This window comes from Vibrio sp. SCSIO 43155 (genome assembly GCF_023716605.1).
Taxonomy (GTDB): domain Bacteria; phylum Pseudomonadota; class Gammaproteobacteria; order Enterobacterales; family Vibrionaceae; genus Vibrio; species Vibrio harveyi.
The window spans coordinates 2,783,182-2,803,624 of the sequence record NZ_CP071852.1 but is presented as its reverse complement, the minus strand read 5'-3'; the positions used below and the strand labels follow the sequence as shown (position 1 = coordinate 2,803,624).

The following is a 20,443-nucleotide window of genomic DNA, read 5'->3' as shown; positions in this document are numbered from 1 at the left end:
TATGGATATAGAAAATATTCAAGGATGGTTGAGTGACCTCGCTGTAAATCAAGAGACTCTGTTATTTGCATTGATCTTGATTACGACGGTATTGGTGGTGATGACTGTTGGCTCGATTGTTATTGGTGTCAATTCGCCGATCAAGAGAAAACTTGCTGAGCTGTCTGGTGATAAGAGAGAGGCTACCCCCACAAACAGCAAAGTAGCAGACACGCTTGAGTCATTGGCTCCACTGACTTCTCCAACCAGCGAAAAAGAACGTCAAACAACACGTAATAAACTGATGCATGCGGGTTTTCACCAAAGTAATTCGCTGTCGATGTTCTACGCCATTAAGTCAGTGACCACCATCTTTGGAGTGATGGCCGCAGTGCTCGTTTACTTAACCATTCCAGAATCTAAATATCTCTACACCTTGATGGCATTGGCGGTGTTTGTCGGACTTGTCATTCCAGACTTTATTCTTCGCCGCATGATCAATAGTCGCCAAAAGGCCATTCGTGCTGGGGTGCCAGATATGTTGGATTTGCTGGTGGTGTGTACAGAGTCTGGTCTCGGCTTTAATGCCGCGTTACGCCGTGTTGCAGATGAGCTGGTCATTTCTCACCCTGAGTTGGCTGACGAGGTAGATACTGTATGTAACAAAATTCAGGCCGGTAAGCCAATGCCTGAAGCACTTCGTGAACTGGTTTATAGAACAGGGTTAGATGAGTTGATGGGGCTGGTGAGTATGCTCAGTCACGCATCAAGAATTGGGGGGAGCCTAGTCAACTCCTTACGCGAATACACCGAAGATTATAGGGATAAGCGCCAACAAGCAGCGGAAGAGGTAGCTGCCAAAATCCCAGTGAAAATGATGTTTCCAATGGTGCTGTTTATTTGGCCATGTTTTTTTATTGTGGCGATAGGTCCGGCGCTGATTTCACTGGCTGAAGCATTTAAATAAGAGCAGAAAAGGGATTTGTTATGTGGATTAAGAGATTTGCCATTATTTCGTTGTTATTGCTTACAGCATGTTCAACAACCGATACATCATCGGATTTTGACTCGGAACTCTACTCCGGTAAGCCAGTTGAATCGCTGACCAATGATGAGCCACCGAAAACAGAAGAAGAAGCGATTTCCCGCGGTGATATCGCTTTGAGTAATAAAAATGCGGACCTAGCGCTGTACGAGTACATTCGCTCTTTGTCCTTCCCCAATGCGCAACACAAAGACAAAACACTGTACACCGTTGGGCGTATCCATCTCGCACGTAATAACTTAGAGCTTGCGGATAAATCCTTCCGTGCTTCGCTTGCTGAAAACCCAGACAACGTAGGCTCGCTACAAGAGCTTGGTGCGATGTACACCAAACGTGGTGATCGAGAGGCAGGTAAAAGCTATTACTTAAGAGCGCTCAATGCTGATCAAATCCGTTTAGGTGGTGATCCAAACATCACCAAAGACAACATTTCTAAAGAGAGCATTGCCACCTACCGTTATGATGATAAATCACCCGTTGGTGCTTATTCCGGGCTGGGTGTCTTGTACGATATTCGAGGGGACCACGATTTAGCTCAGACTCTATTTCGAAAAGCGTTGGATGTTGATTCACGAAACGTCAATGCATTGGTGAGTTTAGGTTACTCCTATTACATGGAAAAAGAGTATTCAAAAGCGACACACTTTACGAAAGCCGCTTTGGGGCTGCAACCAAGTAATGAAAAAGCGATAAACAACCTAGGGTTAATTGCGATTGCAAAAGATCAACCACGACAGGCACTCAACATCTTTAGTCGTCATATGACTGAACCTGAAGCGTTAAATAATGTTGGTTATTTCCTAATCCTCAATGGTAAGCCGGATGAAGCCATCCCTTACTTACAACAAGCCATTGATAAAAACCCTGCTTATTATGATTTAGCCAATAAAAACTTAGAGCGTGCACTTTCTATGGTCAGAGAGCAAAAAGACACCTCTACGGCATTCCTTCAATAAAGCAAGTTCGGTAAAGCCACGCCCTAGTAAGCGTGGCTTTTTTATGTCGACAGGCTTATCAAGCGAACAGTCGAGGAAAGCGATGGATAAACGCTCCTACGGCTTTCCAAAGCAATATAGTAAGGATTGTGGCAAGGTATCCATCAATCGCATAATGCCAAGCCAAATGAACGGAACCTATTTGAATTAACAGCGCAAATACGTAAGCCACGTAACCTGCCACTTTATTGATTTGATAGATGCTCAGTGCCAACAATACTGCAATGGATACGTGCATACTCGGCATTGCTGAAATGCCTGAGCCAATGCCATTCGATTGTTCAATATAGTCATTCCATAGGTGATCTTGCGTGGCAAGCGCCCACAACTGACCCACTTGAATGTCTTGTAGATATTGGCTTTGTTCCTGTAGCGTCCGCATCAATGGCGAAAAGTAGGTGTTGTCCATTAAAGGTTCAACGTAGCAGGGACCTGCTGAGGACAACAACGTGGCAAGCACGAAGCCAATCACCATCCATGACAACACAAATGTCAGAAAAAACTGCTGCCGAAGTAGCGGTTGCTTTTTGTAGATCAGAAAGAAGATCAACATTCCCCACATAAAGAAAAACCATGCGTTGTAAGCCGTGTTGATAACCAGCGACGCCCACGGACCCGGCAATATTGTGTGGGTGATAACCCAAGGATCGATGCCAAAGTGCAGGAAGCGATCAATATCGATAAATGCGCTGTCGAGGGAGAACGGGTGAAGTATCGGGATCAGTGACTTTAAGAACGTGTGGTTAGAAAACACAATGGTAAGAACCAATAACAATGCGATGACAGACAGCGTTCTGGTAAGAGGAAAAAACATCCGTCTAAGCTTATTGAGAAATTGCTTAGCAGGATTAGGCTCTTTACGAAAAATGAGAGAGAAGTAGTAATAAGTACACCATGCTAAGAAGGTGATATAGCTTGCTAGCCCAATGGTTTCGAAATAAGTGGTGAGTGAATAACGAATCGGTGAATCAAGATACAGAGAGCACGAAAAGATGAGGAGTGTTGTTGAAGCACAATAGAAGTAGAGAATTTTGTCTTTGAGCAAGTTTGCTTTCAGTTCGCTAAGCCAAAGAGAAACTTTCTGTTGCCAGTTAAGTTGCAGGTCATAGTTATTGTTTTGCGCCATAGATGGTCCATCATCCTGATTTCTCCCACATTCTATAAGCGTAGTTGAGAAAACGAGCACTCGTGTTTGAGTGCCCGTTGTTTATTGCTTGATTAAGTCTGTGCCACTCTCTACATCATGCCGGTCACAATGCCTGCTGCGACAAAGAATACGATCATCCAAAGTACAGATAGATTGAGCTTTTTATGGAGGTAGAAACCGGCAATGACTAATGCGATATCAATCGGAGCAATCACAGCGCTAGTGAATACCGGTTGGTAAAGTGCCGCTAAGAGTAAACCAACTACTGAGGCATTCACGCCATTAATTGCGCCAGATACCGCAGGTTTGCCAGCTAGAGCTTGCCAGTTTTTCAGCACGCCAAGTAAGAGCAAGAAGCCCGGAAGAAAGACACCCAGTGTTGCAACTAGCGCCCCTAGAATTGGTGTATCCGATAGTTCATAGCCAATGTAAGTTGCGAAGGTAAACATCGGTCCAGGTACAGCTTGCGCTGCTGCGTAGCCCGTTAGGAACGCATCTTGGCTGAGCTGATCGCCAACAATATTTTGCAGCAATGGAAGAACCACGTGACCACCACCAAACACTAAACTGCCGGCTTGAAAGAAGTCGCTAAATAACCCCAGCATCGGTAGAGCGTGAGCCACCAAAGGCAAGCCAACAAGAAGTACGGCAAACAGAGCGAGTGGAGCGACAGTCGGTTTGAACGGCTCTGCTGGTGTGGTCGATTCTTTCTTTAGGTATTGAGTACCAATCAAACCTGCCACTACTAAGACCAACATTTGTGTCATGATGCTAGGTGCAACTAATAGCGCTATTGCGGTTGCTACACACAATCCCGCTGTTAGTTTGCTTTGGCAGAAATTTTTGTACATTCCCCATGTCGCATCAGCGACCACCACAACAGCCAGTAACTTCAAGCCGTGTACGATGTTTTGGAACAGTGCCGTATCCGTGATTTGGCTGCTCACCATTGCAAGTGCCAACATGATGATCACCGAAGGCAGCGTGAATCCAAGAAACGCCATACAAGCACCGCCCAGACCTCCGCGTTTGTAACCTAATGCAAAGCCAACTTGGCTTGACCCCGGTCCCGGTAAAAATTGGCTCAACGCCACGATTTGTGCGTATTCGCTATCATCAATCCACTTGAGTTTTTCTACGAATGTTTGGCGGAAGTAACCGATGTGTGCTGCAGGACCACCGAAACTGATCCAACCAAGCCAAAAAAAGGTTTTAAAAATGGTAAACATATTGAGCCTGTTAAATCTCCAATAACACTCCAGTTACTGTATGAAATGTACTAAGATGACTCAAATTAATAGTTTTAATTTCATCTATGAATGAAATAGGATTGGGTGATGTGTGAAAGATGATATTCAGTGGCGTAACATCGATTTGAATCTGTTGGTGACTTTCTCGTATCTGTATCGCTATCGCAGTGTGAGTTTGGCTGCCGAGAAGAGTTTTGTCAGTCAGTCCGCCATGAGCCACAGCTTATCGCGTTTACGTGTGCTATTTGATGACCCTCTGTTTGAGCGTAAAGGACATAAAATGGATCCGACTGAGCACGCGCATCATATCGCGCCAACAGTGCATCATTTATTGGATTCCATTGCCAAAGACTTGCTGACTAAGTCCGAGTTTCAGCCAGAAAACTACACTGGCGTGTGTCGCATTGGTCTTACCGATTACGCTGAGTTCATCTTCGCCCCTCTGCTTTATGATGAAATTCGCAAGCGCGCGCCAGAAGCGCAAATCAGCTTTATCAATGTTAACCGTAGCAACTATGTCGCCATTACTGAACACGACAAGCTCGATGTCATTCTTGGTAGCATGCCCGTACTCGATGACAACTTTGATAGCCAATATCTCTACACTGAAAAGCATGTGTGCCTATGCGATAAGCAGGTTTTAAACGGTGAGACTGAATTATCGATTGAAGCATTTGCCAATATTGAACAAGCCTTGGTGAGCCCAGATGGCAGTTTAAGTACGCAGGTAGACAAAAAACTCGCGGAACATGGTTTAAGCCGCAAGGTAACAGTAGCTTCACGTAACTTCTTGACGATCCGTAATCTGCTTAAACAACGTAATTTGATTGCCATTGTGCCGGAAAAAATGGCATCAGCAGAAGGGTTTTCAGATGGCTTAGTGTCAGTGCAGCCGCCGATTGCGGTTGCCGATTTTGATATTGCTATGCTGTGGCACACCAGTCGTAACAATGAAGACAAAGGGATGTGGCTACGTCAGCTGGTGGCAGATATCGTTACTTCAACGCACTCTCGCTGAACCTAGCATTTCGAGGTTACTTGGGTATAAAAAAGGGCACCGATGGGTGCCCTTGGTCTGACGAATGTGGTCAGGTGCTATCAAGCGTTATGTGTAAGGCTTACATTGCTTGAGTTGCTGGCGCTGCTTCTTTGGCGCGCTCTTCTTGGTCGAGTGATTTTTCGTATTGGCTGTACTTCCACCAAGCAAAGCCAAGGAAAATCACAATGCCACCAACGTTGTAGAAAATAATCGTCATGATGTCTGCGCCAGTTGGGAAGGTTGACGCTAGGAAGCCCACAGTAAAGATAACGATAAGTACAGAAACCGCAGCGATACCTGTCATACGAGAGCCCATTTTGAAATCACGCTCTAGATGGTCCAGTTTTAGGCGTAGGTTTAGGTAAGCCAACATGATAAACAGTGGTGGCAACATTGAAGCCGCAGCCGTCATGTTGATGACCGTGTTCATCAGATCTTGCGCTGTGTTCGAGCCTAAAGTCGGGATGATCATCAGTGGAATAACGATAAGGAATTGGTACCAAGCAGCACGAGCAGGCACGCCGTTTTCGTTTAGCTCTACGGTTTTCTTACCAAAGATACCTTCTGGAATTTCAGAGAAGAAGATTTTTACTGGTGTCGCAGTCCACATTAGCAGAGAGCCGAACATCGCGGTAAACGACACTAAGCCTACAAAGCGGTTCATCAATATTTCAGGCAAGCCGAAGTGCGCCGCTAAACCTTCAAATACTTGTACAGAGCCACCCGTGTATTTAAGTGTTTCGCTAGGTACGAATACGTTAATCAGCACTGAAGCGACACAGTAAAGTACGCCGATGAAGATACCTGCAACGATGATCACTTTAACAAAAGACTTTGAGCCGCCTTTCACGTCGTTTACGTAAACCGCTACCGATTCAGCACCGCCTGCAGCCATAAAGATCCAAGTGGTAATGCCTAGGAATGCCCAGCTAAAGTCTGGCACCATGGCTTCTACTGTGATTGGGTCGGCAGGTTGAACGCCACCGACTAATGCAGCGCCAGCAAGCAGGATGTACGACATAGTCAGTAGCAGCATCAAAGAAGAAGTGACTGAGGTAATTGGACCCAACATCTTCGCACCGTTAGTTGATACGTAAGTTGCGAACGCAAACAGAATCATACTCAGTGCTGTTGTGGTGAGTGGGGTCAGAATGTATTCATAGCCAAGGAACGCGTATGACGCATAAGCAATAACGCGTGGCAGCAATGACGTGAAGAAAAATAGGTTAACAAACCAGTAGGTGTAGGCAGAGATAAACGCCCAACGTCCACCAAGTGAGCTTTTTACCCATGCATATACACCGGCTTCCGAGTCTTTGTTTAACGATACAAACTCTGCGATGATCAAACAGAAAGGAATAAAGTAAAAAATGGTTGCCAAGAAGAACATTGGCGCTGAAGCAAGACCGATCTCAATGTTGTTATTAATTACGTTGTTGAAGCTAAAGACCGCGGCAAAGGTAAGGGACAACAACCCGAATTTGCCTATCGTATTACGTTTGGATTCAGACATTTTCTATCTCCGATGAATCACGTTGGAATTGTAGGGAGGAAGGGCTTGCATTGCTGTGAGCGCAGCCCTTCTCTTGTTCTTTGCTTTTGTTATTTATTTAAGAAGTAGCCGTCTTCGATAGTGACTTTCAGCACGACCTTTCTAACGCGGTTATCACCGTGGAATCGGTAGGCTTTGGTGTTATCGAAAATTGCTACTTGGCCCTCACAAAGCTCACGAGTATCCCCTTGACCGGAAAGGAACTCGCGGTCCGTTTCATCTTGGTAAGCTTGCTCAGGTTGTAGGTTTTTCTTGTCAGCGAACTCCACCGTTTCGCGACCTTCAAGGTAGTAATGCACGTCGAAGTAGCGGCGGTTGCCTTCAAACATTTCAGTTTGTTTTGTGCCGTCTTGAATCATGTAAACCAAGGAGTCTCCGATGGAATACATCACGCCATCTTTAAGGTTTACGGTGTTCTCAATTGCCTCGACACAGCGCTGCCATTTACGCCCATTGCGGTACACGACTTTGAATTGGTCTAAGTTGTCTAACACGATCATGGATTACGCCTCGTTTGCTGTTTGAGTATTGGATTGAGTGAAGAACGCATTGTCGAAATCATGGTTTGCCATAGCTTGTGCACTGCAATCGCCAACTTGGAGCGGCATCAGCGTTAAGCCATAACGGAATTCATCCATGTAGACGCGGTATGAGTCGAGCACTTCGCTTCCCCACGAGTTTGAGCCCAGTCCCATCACTTGATGGTCAAGGTTGAGCGTGATGTAGCCGCTCTTTTCTAGCTCAATGGTGTGTTGCGCTTCGTGCAGGTTTTGGTTGGTGTAGAACCACGCGCTGAAGTTGATTTCTTGTTGTGGTTTCACCAACAACCCCGTCCCGTGACGATTCGTTAGTGATGCCCAACGAACGTGTTGGCGGTTACCGTTGTTTTGTGGGAACGGGTAGTTCTCAAACATGTCGGCTACCGTGCTGTGGTAAACATCAATCAAGTTGGCTTGGCGGCTGTCTTGGTAGTTTTCTTCAGGACCGCGACCGTAGTAACTGACTTGGTCAAAGCTGCCGTTGATGCCCAAATCCAAACCAATCACAGGGATAACATGCGGGTAATCGCCGTAGCGCTCGCCACTCAGTTCCACATTTAAATGCCCTTGTGCGTTGATTTGGTAGCGGTAGGTACAGCGCATGCCAAAATCGAACACCGGCGGTGCAATGATGCTGGTGGTCGTGATCGAAACCGAATCATCGGTTGCTTCGACTTGCAGCGTGCGGAAGTGCTCTTGCATGATTTGCAAGTGTGCTGGGTGCCACAAACCTTCGTACTCTTGTTTGTGGTTATCAATCATTGGCTTGAAGAAGTTCAGTCTAGGCTCAGATTGAATCAGCTCTTCACCATTGACGCGCCAAGAGGTCAGCTTGCCGTTGACTTTAGAGAAAATCAGCGTGAAGTTGTGGCCTTCAATCACGTGTTCCAAGCGGCTTTCTGTCGTTACTAACGCTTGCGCATTGTGGTTAACAAACTCGGCTTCACTTGCTGTGTTTTCTTTTAGCTGGAACTGGTAGCTCGCGATGTCGTGGTTTGCTTCGCTGTACATAGTTCGACTGTCTTTACGCACGGTGAAGTTAATAAAGGCTTCACGCTCGTCCAGTTCAGGCAAATTAATCGTGATTTCACGTGCGCTGTTCGCTGCAAGCTCTTCGACCTTAAACTGCACGCTGCGCAGCGTTTCACCTTCCGCTCGGATATCTGCAGTGATGGTGTAATCATTCAGGTTGGTGAACCACAATTTGTTTTCTATGGTAAAGCGGTCTTTTGTGCCTTCCACCGCGTGAATTTTCACTGGTGCGATAACTTGTTTGTATTCTTTTAAGCCTGGTCCCGGCGTTTGATCTGGGTAAATCAAACCATCCATACAGAAGTTGTAGTTGTTTGGATAATCGCCGTAGTCACCGCCGTACTTGTAGAACTCTTGACCATTTTCATCGCGCGCTAATACGCCATGGTCACACCATTCCCAAACGTAGTGACCTTGAATGTGGTCATGCTTGTAGAACACATTTTGGTATTCCGTCAGACCGCCAGGTCCGTTACCCATCGCGTGTGCGTATTCGCAGATGATGCGAGGCTTGTCGTGCGGGTGTTCACCAAAGTGGTTCATGAGCTGAGCACGTGAGTACATGGTTGAAATGACGTCAACCACTTCTGCATCGCGGTCTTCTTCGTAGTGCACTAAGCGAGTGTCATCAATCGCCTTAGTTGCGCTGTACATAGCGCGGATATTGCAGCCGTAACCAGACTCATTACCCAGTGACCACATGATGATCGAAGGGTGGTTCTTTTGAGCATGAACATGGCGCTCTGCGCGATCGACAAACACACTTTCCCATGCTGCATCGTTGGTGATGCGGCTGAGATCGCCAACGTTAGCGAAGCCGTGGGTTTCTACGTCGGTTTCTGCCATTACGAACAAGCCGTAAATGTCACACAGCTCGTAGAAGCGTGGGTCGTTAGGGTAGTGCGCGGTGCGAACTGAGTTGATGTTGTGTTGTTTCATCAAGATCAGGTCTTTCTCGATGCGATCCATGCCAACAGCACGACCTTTTAGGTGGTCGTTATCATGACGGTTTACACCGTGCAGCATTACGTATTGGTTGTTGATGTAGAACAGACCGTCACGCACTTTAATGTCTCGGAAGCCAACACGTTGCGGAATCACTTCGACAATATTGCCTTGTGCGTCTTTTAGCGTAATGAACAGTTGGTAAAGGTATGGATTTTCCGCTGTCCAATGGGTTGGGTTCACCACATCAATGGCAAAGCTTGTTTGGCTGTTGTCTTGGATAGTCAGTGAATCACACTGACCGCTTGCAACCACAGTGCTTTTATCTTGAAGGGCATATTCCAGCGTGTAACCAGACGCAACCGTAGTCGATAGGTTTTCTAGTTCAACTTGGCAGCTTAAGGTGGCACTTTGGTAATCGTCGGCGAAATCAGTACGAACAGTCAGATCTTGGACGTGAACGTGCTCTTTTCCGACAAGGTACACATCGCGGAATATACCCGCCGTCCACCACATGTCTTGGTCTTCAATGTAAGTCGAATCTGCCCACTGCATCACACGTACAGACAGTAAGTTTTCACCTTGTTGTACATAAGAAGAGATGTCGAACTCTGCGGTTAAGCGACTGCCTTTGCTAAAGCCAACGTAATGACCGTTTACGTAAACTTCGAAGTAGGTTTCAACGCCATCAAATTTGATGACGATTTGTTTATTGTCCCATTGCTGACCCAGAGTGAACGTGCGTTGGTAAGCGCCAGTCGGGTTATCTGTCGGAACAAAAGGCACATCGATAGGGAATGGGAAGCCTTCATCTGTGTATTGAAGATCGCCATGATCTTCCATTTGCCACATGTTTGGAACGGTAATTTGTCCCCATTCTTCCATTTTTTGTGAGTAAAACTCTTCTGGCACCAAGAGAGGATTGGTGAAGTAGTTGAATGTCCATTGACCACTTAGCAGTTTGAAGCGGCTGCTCAGTTCTCGTTGGAATGTTTGTGCGTTTTTAATTGAATCGTAAGAGAAGAAGTAAGCACGTGGTGCCATACGATTCTCATGCAGGTGAAGGAAGTTTTCCCAATTGTTCACGTTTGTTCTCCCCTCGGCTTAGTTTGGTAGCAGGCAAAGGAGGAGTCCAATGCTTGAAGCTATCCAAAAGAAATGCAGCCGATGTCATTTGAAAAAGAGTGATGAATTATCTAGGAAAAGATATTAGTAAAAGTTTTACTAAAATAAATTGGTGAAAACGTTTAACTTTAACTTGGTCACGTTTTATTGGACGATCATTGAACAAGATGTGATCAGGATAAAGGAATGGCATCCCAAGCCGATTTCTTAGGTAAAGTGGATAAAAAATAGCTAGATTTAAAGAGGGGATAATAAAAAGCACTGAATATTCAGTGCTTTATAAATTTGATGATGTGAAGGGAATTACTGAGTGGTGCCGCGGAGTTTTAATTTGCTCGGCACATGCACTTGTAGAGGCAGTGCGCGACCGTCGCGGTATTTTTCTACTAATAAATTTACCCCTTGAATACCCATCATCTCAGAATGAATGCGCACAGTTGAGAGTGGTGGGAAGGTAAATCGGGCGGTTGGGATGTCATTGACGCTGATTAGGGCAATGTCTTGTGGAATGTTCAAACCGAATTCATGAATCGCGCGTAAAACACCAATTGCAATTGAGTCTGAAGCGATAAAGAGCGCTTTAGGAAAATTGCCTTTTGCTAACATGGCTTTTGCTAAATCGTAACCAGATAAGCTAGAGAAGTCGCCGCGATAAATATCGTCTTCTGACACCACGCCTTTTAAGCTGCCGTATTCTACAAATGCATTTTCACGAATGTCTGCAGTGTTTGGTTCATCTTGACCACCAATAAAACCAATCCGTTCGTAGCCTTGTTCAACAAAGAAGTCGACCACTTGTTTACTGATTCGCGCAAGATCGATATCAACACAGTCGTATGTGCTATCGCTGTCAGAGAAGTCGATGTAGCAAATGCTGTCAGTAAGACGTTTAGGCAATTTACGAATCACGGCGCTGTCAGTTTTACCGACCAGAAGGATACCGGTGATCTTTTGCGTTTCTACATCGATGATGCTGTCGTAGCAATTGGTTAGCGTAATGCCCAATTTGTCACACTGGGTTTCAATCCCGTGACGAATCGACAAGTAATAAGGGTCATTCACCTCGGCTTCTTGCTTGTAGTTATACAAGGCTAAGAAGTGGTGTTTTTGTCTTGCCTCTTTGGTGGCTTTTTTGGAACTGCTGGTGCGGTATTCCAGCTTTTCTGCGATTTCTAAGATGCGGTGTTTGGTTTCTTCTTTTACGCTCAAAGTCGGATCATCATTTAACACGCGCGATACGGTCGCGAGTGAGACGCCAGCTTCAGTAGCGATATCTTTTAGTGTTGCCATGTGCACTTCCCGTAGGCAAAGCTCACTGTCCCAGTGAGAAAAGCAATAATCCCACCATTGTAAACAGCTACTTATGGATGCACAAACTTTTAGTAAAACTGTGCGATCGGGGAAGTGAAGTTATCTGCCGGAAGAATACGTTAAGCACTCGTTGCTCTATCGTATTTGATGGTATTAAGGTCTGAGAAAAAGCGAACAAAGGCACCATAACAGTGCCTTTTCTTTGATTACTGGTTATTTATTCGCGTTGATGACTAAAGTTTGTAGTGGCTGCAGGGTTATGACTACTGGGTCGGTGTAGTGAGATGGAATTGTGTTGTTTTCACCGTAAGCCATTTTTAGCTTGAACTGCCCATTTGCACCTGTAGGCAATTCAAAATCACGATTGAGATCCAAGTAATATTTTTGTGGTTTATCCGATGGGTTACGCAACGAAATTACGGCTTTGTTTTCATTCCATGACGCAAAACCATACACCGCTAAGTTAGTTGGATTGCCACCAATCCAATGTGAATCCACCAAAACATCGGCGTTCTCTCTTGCCCATTTAGCTGCTTTTGCAAGGGTGTCCCATTTAGTTGAATTGAGCATATCTGGCGTAATATACATTTCTTGTAGTTGTGTGCCAGTTGCAAAATATGACCATACTTGATCGGCAAAATCTTGATCGGATTGTACTTTCTCAAGTCCATAATAAGCGTTTTTGGCGCTGACAATACCGTGAAGCATTATCGAACTCATCGGGAATAATGGACCTTTACGGACAATCGAACGATATGTTTCAGCGTCTCGGTAAGTGACCCACTGTTGTGTTGGAGAGCCATCACCATAAAGGTTGATATCATCACCTTGGCGCCAAATTGAGTCAGCGAAGAATAACCATGATGGGCTTGCGTTGGTCCCGGTCGTTAGGTTGATAAATACCTTATCGTTGGCCTTGTGCATGTTTTCTATCAACTGAACTGACGCATCAAAATCGGAAGCAAATTGACTGCCTTTTAAGTGAGATGTTGCGTTGCCCATTCCATCAAGTTTAAACGACGAAATATGCTCGTTTTTAATCAGATTGGTGATTTTGTCATTGAAGTTTTTGAAGTACACCGGACCTGAGAGAGCAAACTTACCATCCACCGTTTCGAAACCATTTTCTTTTGCATGTGAAACGCGAATGTCACGTGGCTTGTTATAGCCTCCCCAAGGGGAAAGCCACAAACCTACACTAGTATTCATTGAATCGGCTAGCTCTTTTACGCTCCCAAACCCATCAGCAAATGCTGAGCCAAAATCCCAGTTTCCTGTTAAGTCATCCCAGCCGTCATCAAGTAAGAACCCATCGAGAACTACGCCGCGTTTTTCCACCAACTCATGATAAATCTCTTTCATTCGTCCTTTAATGTCACTTTCTGTATAAGGAGTGAAAAAGCCAATATCCATCCATGAATTGTAATGTAAATATGGTTTGTAGGGACGTGGTCGCATTGCTTCAATGAACTTGTTGAAGTCGCGTCTTAATTGACTGACTTCGCTAAACGTACCGATATAAGTTGTATATTTTAATGGGGCGTTTGTGCTTATTGGAGTGACAATATCAATATTGAGGTTGGTTTTCGTTTCGTAAGCATAGGTATTTACAATTGGTTTACGCGGCAGCATGAAGAACGTATCCGCGATAATTGGTGAGCTGTTAATGCTACCGTCAACATAAGGCGCTTGCGCTTGTTTTTTGGTTGGCAAGAAAGTGATTTTTTTGATCTTGCGATCGTTACCAACAGCTTTGATTTTGTAATCAACACTCACATATCGTTGTTTGATTACGTTCAAAGTGACATCCACTTCAAAATCATTGCGAACAAAAGTGAGATTGATGCTGTCACCATCTTTCTTGTACTTTTCCAACTTAAAATCTTTGGTATGAAGTGTTGTTTCATTCGGTAGAGTAATGAAGAAAAGTTCAGTTGGGGTGATTTGTTCATCCGTATTATTGTTGATCAATGACACGACACCTGAGTTATTATCAAATGTTATTGCCATTGCATCATTGGCTATTTCCATTGAGTACGCATTCCCTATGTAAGCTGCCGAGACTATAACCGCCAACCCACTAGCTTTCAAAGTCTTGTAGTTCATCGATTTTCCCTTACTGATTATTTATTGCTCTTACATTTGAAATCACCATCCCTGTTTTCGTTGAGCTTGCTGTCACAAATCTTCTGCTTTTCCAATTTGCGCAAATTGTCTTTCGGTTTAAAAAGAGTGAAATCCAAAAACTTTATTTTCTTAGTGATGAGGGGTGAACTATTGATGATTTCGTTTTAGCAAACGAAAGGGTTGTTATTGGTAGTGATGTTCTTCTCGTTGTTATTCGCTTCTGATTTATCTCACATTTTTTGTATTTTATAGAATTTAGGTGGGTGGGGGTGTGCTGGAAAACAAACAAAAGCCCGAGTGGCTAGGACATCCACTCAGGCTTTGTTTATTGGGTTTTGTTCTGGCGTATTTAAGACTTCACCTTATTGCTGTCGTCTTTGTCGTGATGGACAAGCAAGTGATCAAACACATTTCGAATGAACGGCGCGCCCACTTTAGAGCCACCATTACCGTGCTCGATAACCACGGTAGCCACATATTTGGGTTTATCGTATGGTGCAAACGCGGTAAACAATGCGTGGTCGAGTAGGTGGTTTGCGAGTTTTTTGGAGTTGTAGACTTCGTCTTTGCGCAGACCAAATACCTGCGCAGTCCCTGACTTACCGCCACTGCTGTACTCTGCGCCTCTAAATGCACGGCGACCAGAACCATGAGCCCCATTATTTACCAAGCGCATGGCGTTGATTGGAATATTCCAGAACTTCTCTGGTACTCCTTCGATAGAAGGCAGCGCTTTTGGTTTAACATCGACTTGGTTTTTGAAGTCTTCCCCATGTTCAATCACGGCTTTGAGAAGGTGTGGCGCTTTCATTTCGCCATGATTAATGAGGAATGATGTTGCTTTGGCTATCTGCATTGGTGTTGCTGTCCAATAACCTTGCCCAATACCGATAGGCACCGTATCACCTTGATACCAAGGGGTGCGATGACGTGCGATTTTCCATTCTCGTGTCGGCATGTTTGCGCTGCTTTCTTCGTAAATATCGATGCCCGTTGGCAAGCCAAAGCCAAACTTATTCATCCATTTCGAAATGCGGTCAATCCCAAGGTCAAATGCGGTCTGATAAAAGAAGGAATCAACTGATTCCTCAATTGCCTTGGTGACATCCACGTTGCCGTGACCCCAACGTTTCCAATCTCGCCATGCTTTTGAATTTGGTTTAGAGCCAGGAATACGCCAGAGGCCGTGATCGTTGCGCACGGTACTTGGTGTGATGACGTGTTCTTCAAGCCCAGCGACAGCCATAAAAGGTTTTACCGTAGAAGCAGGAGGGTAAACGCCAAGCGTTGTACGGTTCACAAGTGGGTGAGCTGGATCATTGAGTAAGGCACGGTAGGCTTTGCTAGAGATGCCGTTAACAAAAGGGTTTGGGTCATAACTCGGACTTGATGCCATAGCTAATACGCTATTGTCGCGTGGATCGAGCACGACTGCGCTGCCTTGGCGATGGTTGAGTTGTTTGTAGACATACTCTTGTAGCTCAATATCCAGATTCAATACGATGTCTTTTCCGGGAACTGGCGGCACATATTTGATCGTACGAATCACGCGACCGCGACTGTTTACCTCTACTTCCTCGTAGCCTTTGGTGCCGTGGAGGATGTCTTCGTAATAACGTTCAACACCTAACTTGCCGATGTTTTGCGTTGCCTGATAATTCTGTGCTTTGCCTTCTTCATCCAATCGACGCAAGTCTCGATCGTTGATGTGAGAAACGTAACCCAAAACATGGGTCAGTTCTTCGCCGTAAGGGTAGTAACGTTTGAGATCTGCGGTAACAAAGACGCCGTTAAACTCGTGCTGATGAACAGAAAAGCGCGCCACTTGCTTGTCATTCAGTTCGTTCATGATCGTGACAGAACGAAAGCGGCGAGTGTGCTTGTAACGCTTTTTAAAGGATTCGACTTGATCTGGGGTGATATCAATATAGTGACGCAGTTTTTCAATTAATGCATCTGGATCGCCCGCCTGTTCTGGGATCATATCTAAGTTATAAACAGGACGGTTCTCAGCCAACAAAACGCCATTTCGGTCATATATAAGACCACGGGTAGGGGCTATTGGCAGGATCTTGATTCGGTTGTCGTTCGAGCGAGTTTGGTAATCTTTGAAGTGATTAACCTGCAAGTTATAAAGGTTAGCAACCAGTCCTCCCAACAAAATAACCATGCCGATAAAAGCAACGATGGCGCGGTTTTTAAACAATCTTACTTCCTGATTGTGGTCTCGGAATTCGTTTCGCTTGCGTAGCATGGATGCCCTTTAGGTTTGGTCTTTGTGCTCAATGTGCCCCAATAAAAGAAAAGACATGGATTTTAGTCTTGTTACAAATGGTTACATTTGGGGCGGGGCTACTGTAACGAGCTTTGCTCCTTGTTTTGTAAGAGCAATGTCAGGGATCTAAAGCGAAGCCTGATCTTTCTTGCGTTGCGCGTCACCTTTTAATGTTGCTGTGAAGATGTAAACGTTTATACATCTTGTCCAGTATTTTTTCGTTTTGATTCCTTAAATGAATAAGTTTTCTTTAATCTTATTAAGTTTTATGTGTTGTGTAATTTTGTGGAAACGTTTACACAAGTTTGAATTTGATCACGGATCTAGATCGGTTTTGGTTGGTAGACTTTTAACCAGTTAAGCGATCTGCGAATTTGCTTGGTTAATAGGCTCAAATCATTACCAAGCATGAGCAGCAACAATGGGGAAGCAAAAGTGAAAGTTCTTATCACAGGCGGTATGGGGTACATCGGTAGCCACACATGCGTACAGATGATTGAAGCAGGTATGGAGCCAATCATTGTCGATAACTTGTGTAACGCCAAAGTAGAAGTGCTTAGTCGTATTGAAGCGCTGACAGGTAAACAACCCGTCTTCCATCAAGGTGATATTCGTGATGAAGCCTTTTTAGATTCGGTTTTTGCTGAGCATGATATCCAAGCAGTGATTCACTTTGCTGGTTTAAAAGCCGTTGGAGAATCCGTTGCGAAGCCGTTGGAGTACTACGATAACAACGTGAATGGCTCGCTCGTTTTGGCACGCAGTATGCGCAAAGCTGGGGTGAAAAGCATTGTCTTCAGTTCATCCGCAACGGTGTACGGCGACCCTGACATTGTACCTATTACTGAAGACTCACCTACTGGCGCAACCACCAACCCATACGGTCGTAGCAAGTACATGGTGGAAGAGTGCTTAAGTGATCTGTTCAACGCAGAAAACGATTGGAGCATTACTTTACTGCGCTATTTCAACCCAGTGGGTGCACATCCATCCGGCACCATGGGTGAGGACCCTCAAGGTATTCCAAACAACCTCATGCCGTTCATTGCACAAGTCGCAGTCGGTCGCCGTGAAAAACTGTCGGTATTCGGCAATGACTACCCAACACCAGATGGCACGGGCGTTCGTGATTACATCCACGTGATGGACTTAGCGGACGGTCATATCGCAGCGCTGAAATCGCTCGGTGATAAAGCTGGTTTGCACATTTACAACTTAGGTACGGGAAAGGGCTCTAGCGTGCTTGATATGGTGGAAGCGTTCGCGTTGGCTTGCGGTAAGCCAGTGCCTTACGAGCTGTGTCCTCGCCGTCCTGGTGACATTGCAGAATGTTGGGCAAGTACTGAAAAAGCAGAGCGAGATCTTGGCTGGAAAGCGACTCGCAGCGTTACTGAAATGACGGCGGACACGTGGAAATGGCAGTCAAATAACCCGCAAGGCTATTCCCCTGCGTAATTGATGCTGCAGCGCTGTCGCCTGCACTTTCCAATTCCAATCACATAGAAAACCTATGCTCATGGATATTGGAAAGCTTGCCGCCTAGCAGCAACTCCAATTTCATTGGGGAATGCAGATGAAAGAAATTTTAAAAGTTGAGTAAGTAAGATGTCGAATGTTGAATTTAACCCAGTGGATCACCCACATCGTCGCTACAACCCACTAACGGGTCAGTGGATTTTAGTGTCACCACATCGTGCAAAACGCCCTTGGAGTGGTGCCGATGAGAAACCGTCTATCGATCAACTGCCTAGTTACGATGAGAAGTGTTTCCTATGTCCAACGAACGAGCGCATTTCTGGAGATGTAAACCCAGATTACCAAGGCACCTACGTATTTAAGAATGACTTTGCTGCGTTGATGGTGGATTCTCCAGATGCACCTGAGTCAGACAGCCCTTTGTTCAAGACTCAAGGCGTGCGCGGGTTGAGCCGAGTGATTTGCTTCTCTCCCGATCACAGCAAAACGCTACCGGAACTACCAGTCGACAAAATTCGTGGCGTGATTGACACCTGGAATGAGCAAATCGAAGAGCTTGGCAAAGACTACGTGTGGGTGCAAGCATTTGAGAACAAAGGCGAAGCGATGGGATGTTCTCAACCTCATCCGCACGGTCAAATCTGGGCGAATAGCTTCTTACCAAATGAAATTGAGCGTAAAGAGCACAACTTAAAAGCGTACTACCAAGAACATGGCAGTAACTTGTTGGTGGATTACGTGCAAGCTGAACTCAAAGATGGCTCACGTACTGTGGTTGAGACCGAGCACTGGATTGCTGTTGTCCCTTACTGGGCTGCGTGGCCATTCGAAACCATGCTACTTCCTAAAACGCACATTCGTCGAATGAGTGAGCTAACCGATGAGCAACGTGATGACCTTGCGGTTGCAATCAAAAAACTGACAAGCCGTTACGACAACCTATTCCAATGCTCTTTCCCTTACTCAATGGGTTGGCATTACGCGCCATTCTTTGAAGAAGGTACTGATATCGATCATTGGCAACTGCATGCCTTGTTCTACCCGCCGCTACTGCGTAGCGCAACAGTGCGTAAGTTCATGGTGGGTTATGAAATGTTGGCAGAAAACCAACGCGACTTAACCGCAGAGCAAGCAGCACAGCGCCTACGTGACCTAAGCGATGTGCATTACAAAGAACAGTAACTAGGGTCTGTTGATCTTTCGCGGTTAAATTTTGTTCGAAAGGTCAACAGACCTTAAAGATAAATACGAAATATGTCATTCCGTACAGCGAGGAACGAGCGTGATACGGAATCTACCATCAGAGTGCGCTGAACGTAGATTCCGGATGCTCGCTAGGGCTCGCCCGGAATGACAAATGTTAGACAATCAAATATGTCGTTTCTGATTGCGAGATATGAAAGCTGTCGAGAATTCACACAAAAATTTTATGCTGAGATTTTACTATGTCTGATTTAATCCAAAACGTTAAAACCTCTTTTGAACAAGTGCTGGGTTACGCTCCAAGCCACATTATTCAAGCACCTGGTCGTGTCAACCTGATTGGTGAACACACTGATTACAACGATGGCTTTGTATTGCCATGTGCGATCAACTACCAAACGGTTGTGGCAGCAGCAAAACGTGAAGACAACCTAGTGCGCGTGGTATCTGTGGACTACGGCAACGCAGTTGATGAGTTCGATATCACTCAAGAGATTACTTTCCAACAAGACAAAATGTGGGCCAACTACATTCGCGGTGTGGTGAAGTTTCTTCTCGCACGCGGTTACCAATTTTCTGGTGCGGATATCTCAGTGAGCGGCAATGTGCCTCAAGGTGCGGGCTTGAGCTCATCGGCAGCATTGGAAGTGGTGATTGGTCAAACGTTTAAAGTGTTGTTCAATCTAGAAATCAGCCAAGCGGAAATTGCACTGAACGGTCAGCAAGCAGAGAACGAATTTGTCGGCTGTAACTGCGGCATCATGGACCAAATGATTTCGGCAGAAGGTCGTGAAAATCACGCGATGTTATTGGACTGCCGTAGCCTAGAAACCGAAGCAGTATCGATGCCAGAAGACATGGCAGTGGTGATCATCAACTCGAACAAAAAACGTGGCTTGGTAGACAGCGAATACAACACTCGTCGTGAGCAATGTGAAGAAGCGGCGCGCATCTTCGGCGTAAAAGCACTCCGTGATGTGAGCATTGAGCAGTTTAACGAGAAAGTGTCTGAGCTGGATGAAATGGTGGCAAAACGTGCTCGCCACGTGATCACAGAAAACGATCGCACGGTCGAAGCCGCACAAGCTCTTCGCGCACACGACATGAAGCGCATGGGTGAGTTGATGGCAGAGTCTCATGCTTCAATGCGTGATGATTTCGAAATCACAGTAAAAGAAATCGATACTTTGGTTGAGATGGTGAAAGAGGTCATCGGTGAGCAAGGCGGTGTGCGCATGACTGGCGGCGGCTTTGGCGGTTGTATTGTCGCTCTTGTACCGCCTGCATTAGTGGATGACGTGAAAGCAACCGTTGAAGCTAAATACCAAGCAGCAACGGGGTTGAAAGAATCTATCTACGTGTGCCAAGCGAAAAATGGCGCTAGCTTAGTCGAAGTGCTTTAA

At 45.5% G+C, this 20,443-nt stretch carries 14 protein-coding genes; 6 read left to right on the top strand and 8 right to left on the bottom strand.

Annotation, left to right across the window (positions count from 1 at the left end):
* Position 1 precedes the first annotated feature (1 nt).
* Together J4N44_RS13335 and J4N44_RS13330 are read left to right on the top strand one after the other, a co-directional pair.
* Positions 2 to 946, top strand: a complete 945-nt coding sequence (locus tag J4N44_RS13335; protein ID WP_252044542.1) for a type II secretion system F family protein — start codon at positions 2 to 4, stop codon at positions 944 to 946.
* A 20-nt stretch (positions 947 to 966) separates the two neighbouring features.
* Positions 967 to 1,980 (top strand): tetratricopeptide repeat protein, encoded by a 1,014-nt coding sequence (locus J4N44_RS13330; RefSeq protein WP_017189178.1) that lies wholly within the window; start codon positions 967 to 969, stop codon positions 1,978 to 1,980.
* Between the two features lie 58 nt (positions 1,981 to 2,038).
* Here the strand turns inward: J4N44_RS13330 and J4N44_RS13325 are convergent, their stop codons facing one another.
* Both J4N44_RS13325 and chrA read right to left on the bottom strand, forming a co-directional pair.
* The gene (locus J4N44_RS13325; RefSeq protein ID WP_252044541.1) at positions 2,039 to 3,145 is read right to left on the bottom strand and encodes a phosphatase PAP2 family protein; all 1,107 of its coding nucleotides are present in this window, start codon (positions 3,143 to 3,145) and stop codon (positions 2,039 to 2,041) included.
* A gap of 110 nt (positions 3,146 to 3,255) precedes the next feature.
* Entirely contained in the window at positions 3,256 to 4,395 is a 1,140-nt protein-coding gene (gene chrA / locus J4N44_RS13320) for a chromate efflux transporter (protein ID WP_053052965.1), read from the bottom strand.
* A 112-nt stretch (positions 4,396 to 4,507) separates the two neighbouring features.
* Between chrA and J4N44_RS13315 the strand changes: the two genes are divergently transcribed.
* The gene (locus J4N44_RS13315; protein WP_009698696.1) at positions 4,508 to 5,434 is read left to right on the top strand and encodes a LysR family transcriptional regulator; all 927 of its coding nucleotides are present in this window, start codon (positions 4,508 to 4,510) and stop codon (positions 5,432 to 5,434) included.
* A gap of 100 nt (positions 5,435 to 5,534) precedes the next feature.
* Here the strand turns inward: J4N44_RS13315 and J4N44_RS13310 are convergent, their stop codons facing one another.
* The 6 genes from J4N44_RS13310 to mrdA all read right to left on the bottom strand — a co-directional run bounded on the left by J4N44_RS13310 (position 5,535) and on the right by mrdA (position 16,340).
* Positions 5,535 to 6,968: an amino acid permease gene (locus tag J4N44_RS13310; protein ID WP_005449069.1), complete on the bottom strand. Its 1,434-nt coding sequence runs from the start codon at positions 6,966 to 6,968 to the stop codon at positions 5,535 to 5,537.
* A gap of 89 nt (positions 6,969 to 7,057) precedes the next feature.
* Positions 7,058 to 7,507 carry a beta-galactosidase subunit beta gene (locus J4N44_RS13305; RefSeq protein ID WP_009698695.1) on the bottom strand — a complete coding sequence of 150 codons (450 nt, stop codon included), beginning with the start codon at positions 7,505 to 7,507 and terminating at the stop codon, positions 7,058 to 7,060.
* Between the two features lie 3 nt (positions 7,508 to 7,510).
* A complete protein-coding gene (gene ebgA / locus J4N44_RS13300; protein WP_252044540.1) occupies positions 7,511 to 10,609 on the bottom strand; it encodes a beta-galactosidase subunit alpha in 3,099 nt (1,032 codons plus the stop codon).
* Positions 10,610 to 10,951: 342 nt separating this feature from the next.
* Entirely contained in the window at positions 10,952 to 11,938 is a 987-nt protein-coding gene (gene ebgR / locus J4N44_RS13295; RefSeq protein ID WP_050925639.1) for a transcriptional regulator EbgR, read from the bottom strand.
* A gap of 234 nt (positions 11,939 to 12,172) precedes the next feature.
* The gene (locus tag J4N44_RS13290; RefSeq protein ID WP_101960265.1) at positions 12,173 to 14,065 is read right to left on the bottom strand and encodes an alpha-amylase family protein; all 1,893 of its coding nucleotides are present in this window, start codon (positions 14,063 to 14,065) and stop codon (positions 12,173 to 12,175) included.
* 370 nt (positions 14,066 to 14,435) lie between these two features.
* Complete coding sequence (gene mrdA / locus J4N44_RS13285) at positions 14,436 to 16,340, bottom strand: penicillin-binding protein 2 (protein ID WP_252044539.1); 1,905 nt, start codon at positions 16,338 to 16,340, stop codon at positions 14,436 to 14,438.
* Between the two features lie 456 nt (positions 16,341 to 16,796).
* On the opposite strand from mrdA, the gene galE reads away from it, so the two are divergent.
* From galE to galK, 3 genes are all read left to right on the top strand, one after another.
* Positions 16,797 to 17,816: a UDP-glucose 4-epimerase GalE gene (galE, locus tag J4N44_RS13280; protein WP_026000219.1), complete on the top strand. Its 1,020-nt coding sequence runs from the start codon at positions 16,797 to 16,799 to the stop codon at positions 17,814 to 17,816.
* 150 nt (positions 17,817 to 17,966) lie between these two features.
* Complete coding sequence (locus tag J4N44_RS13275) at positions 17,967 to 19,019, top strand: UDP-glucose--hexose-1-phosphate uridylyltransferase (RefSeq protein ID WP_005449058.1); 1,053 nt, start codon at positions 17,967 to 17,969, stop codon at positions 19,017 to 19,019.
* Between the two features lie 263 nt (positions 19,020 to 19,282).
* Positions 19,283 to 20,443 carry a galactokinase gene (gene galK, locus J4N44_RS13270; RefSeq protein WP_252044538.1) on the top strand — a complete coding sequence of 387 codons (1,161 nt, stop codon included), beginning with the start codon at positions 19,283 to 19,285 and terminating at the stop codon, positions 20,441 to 20,443.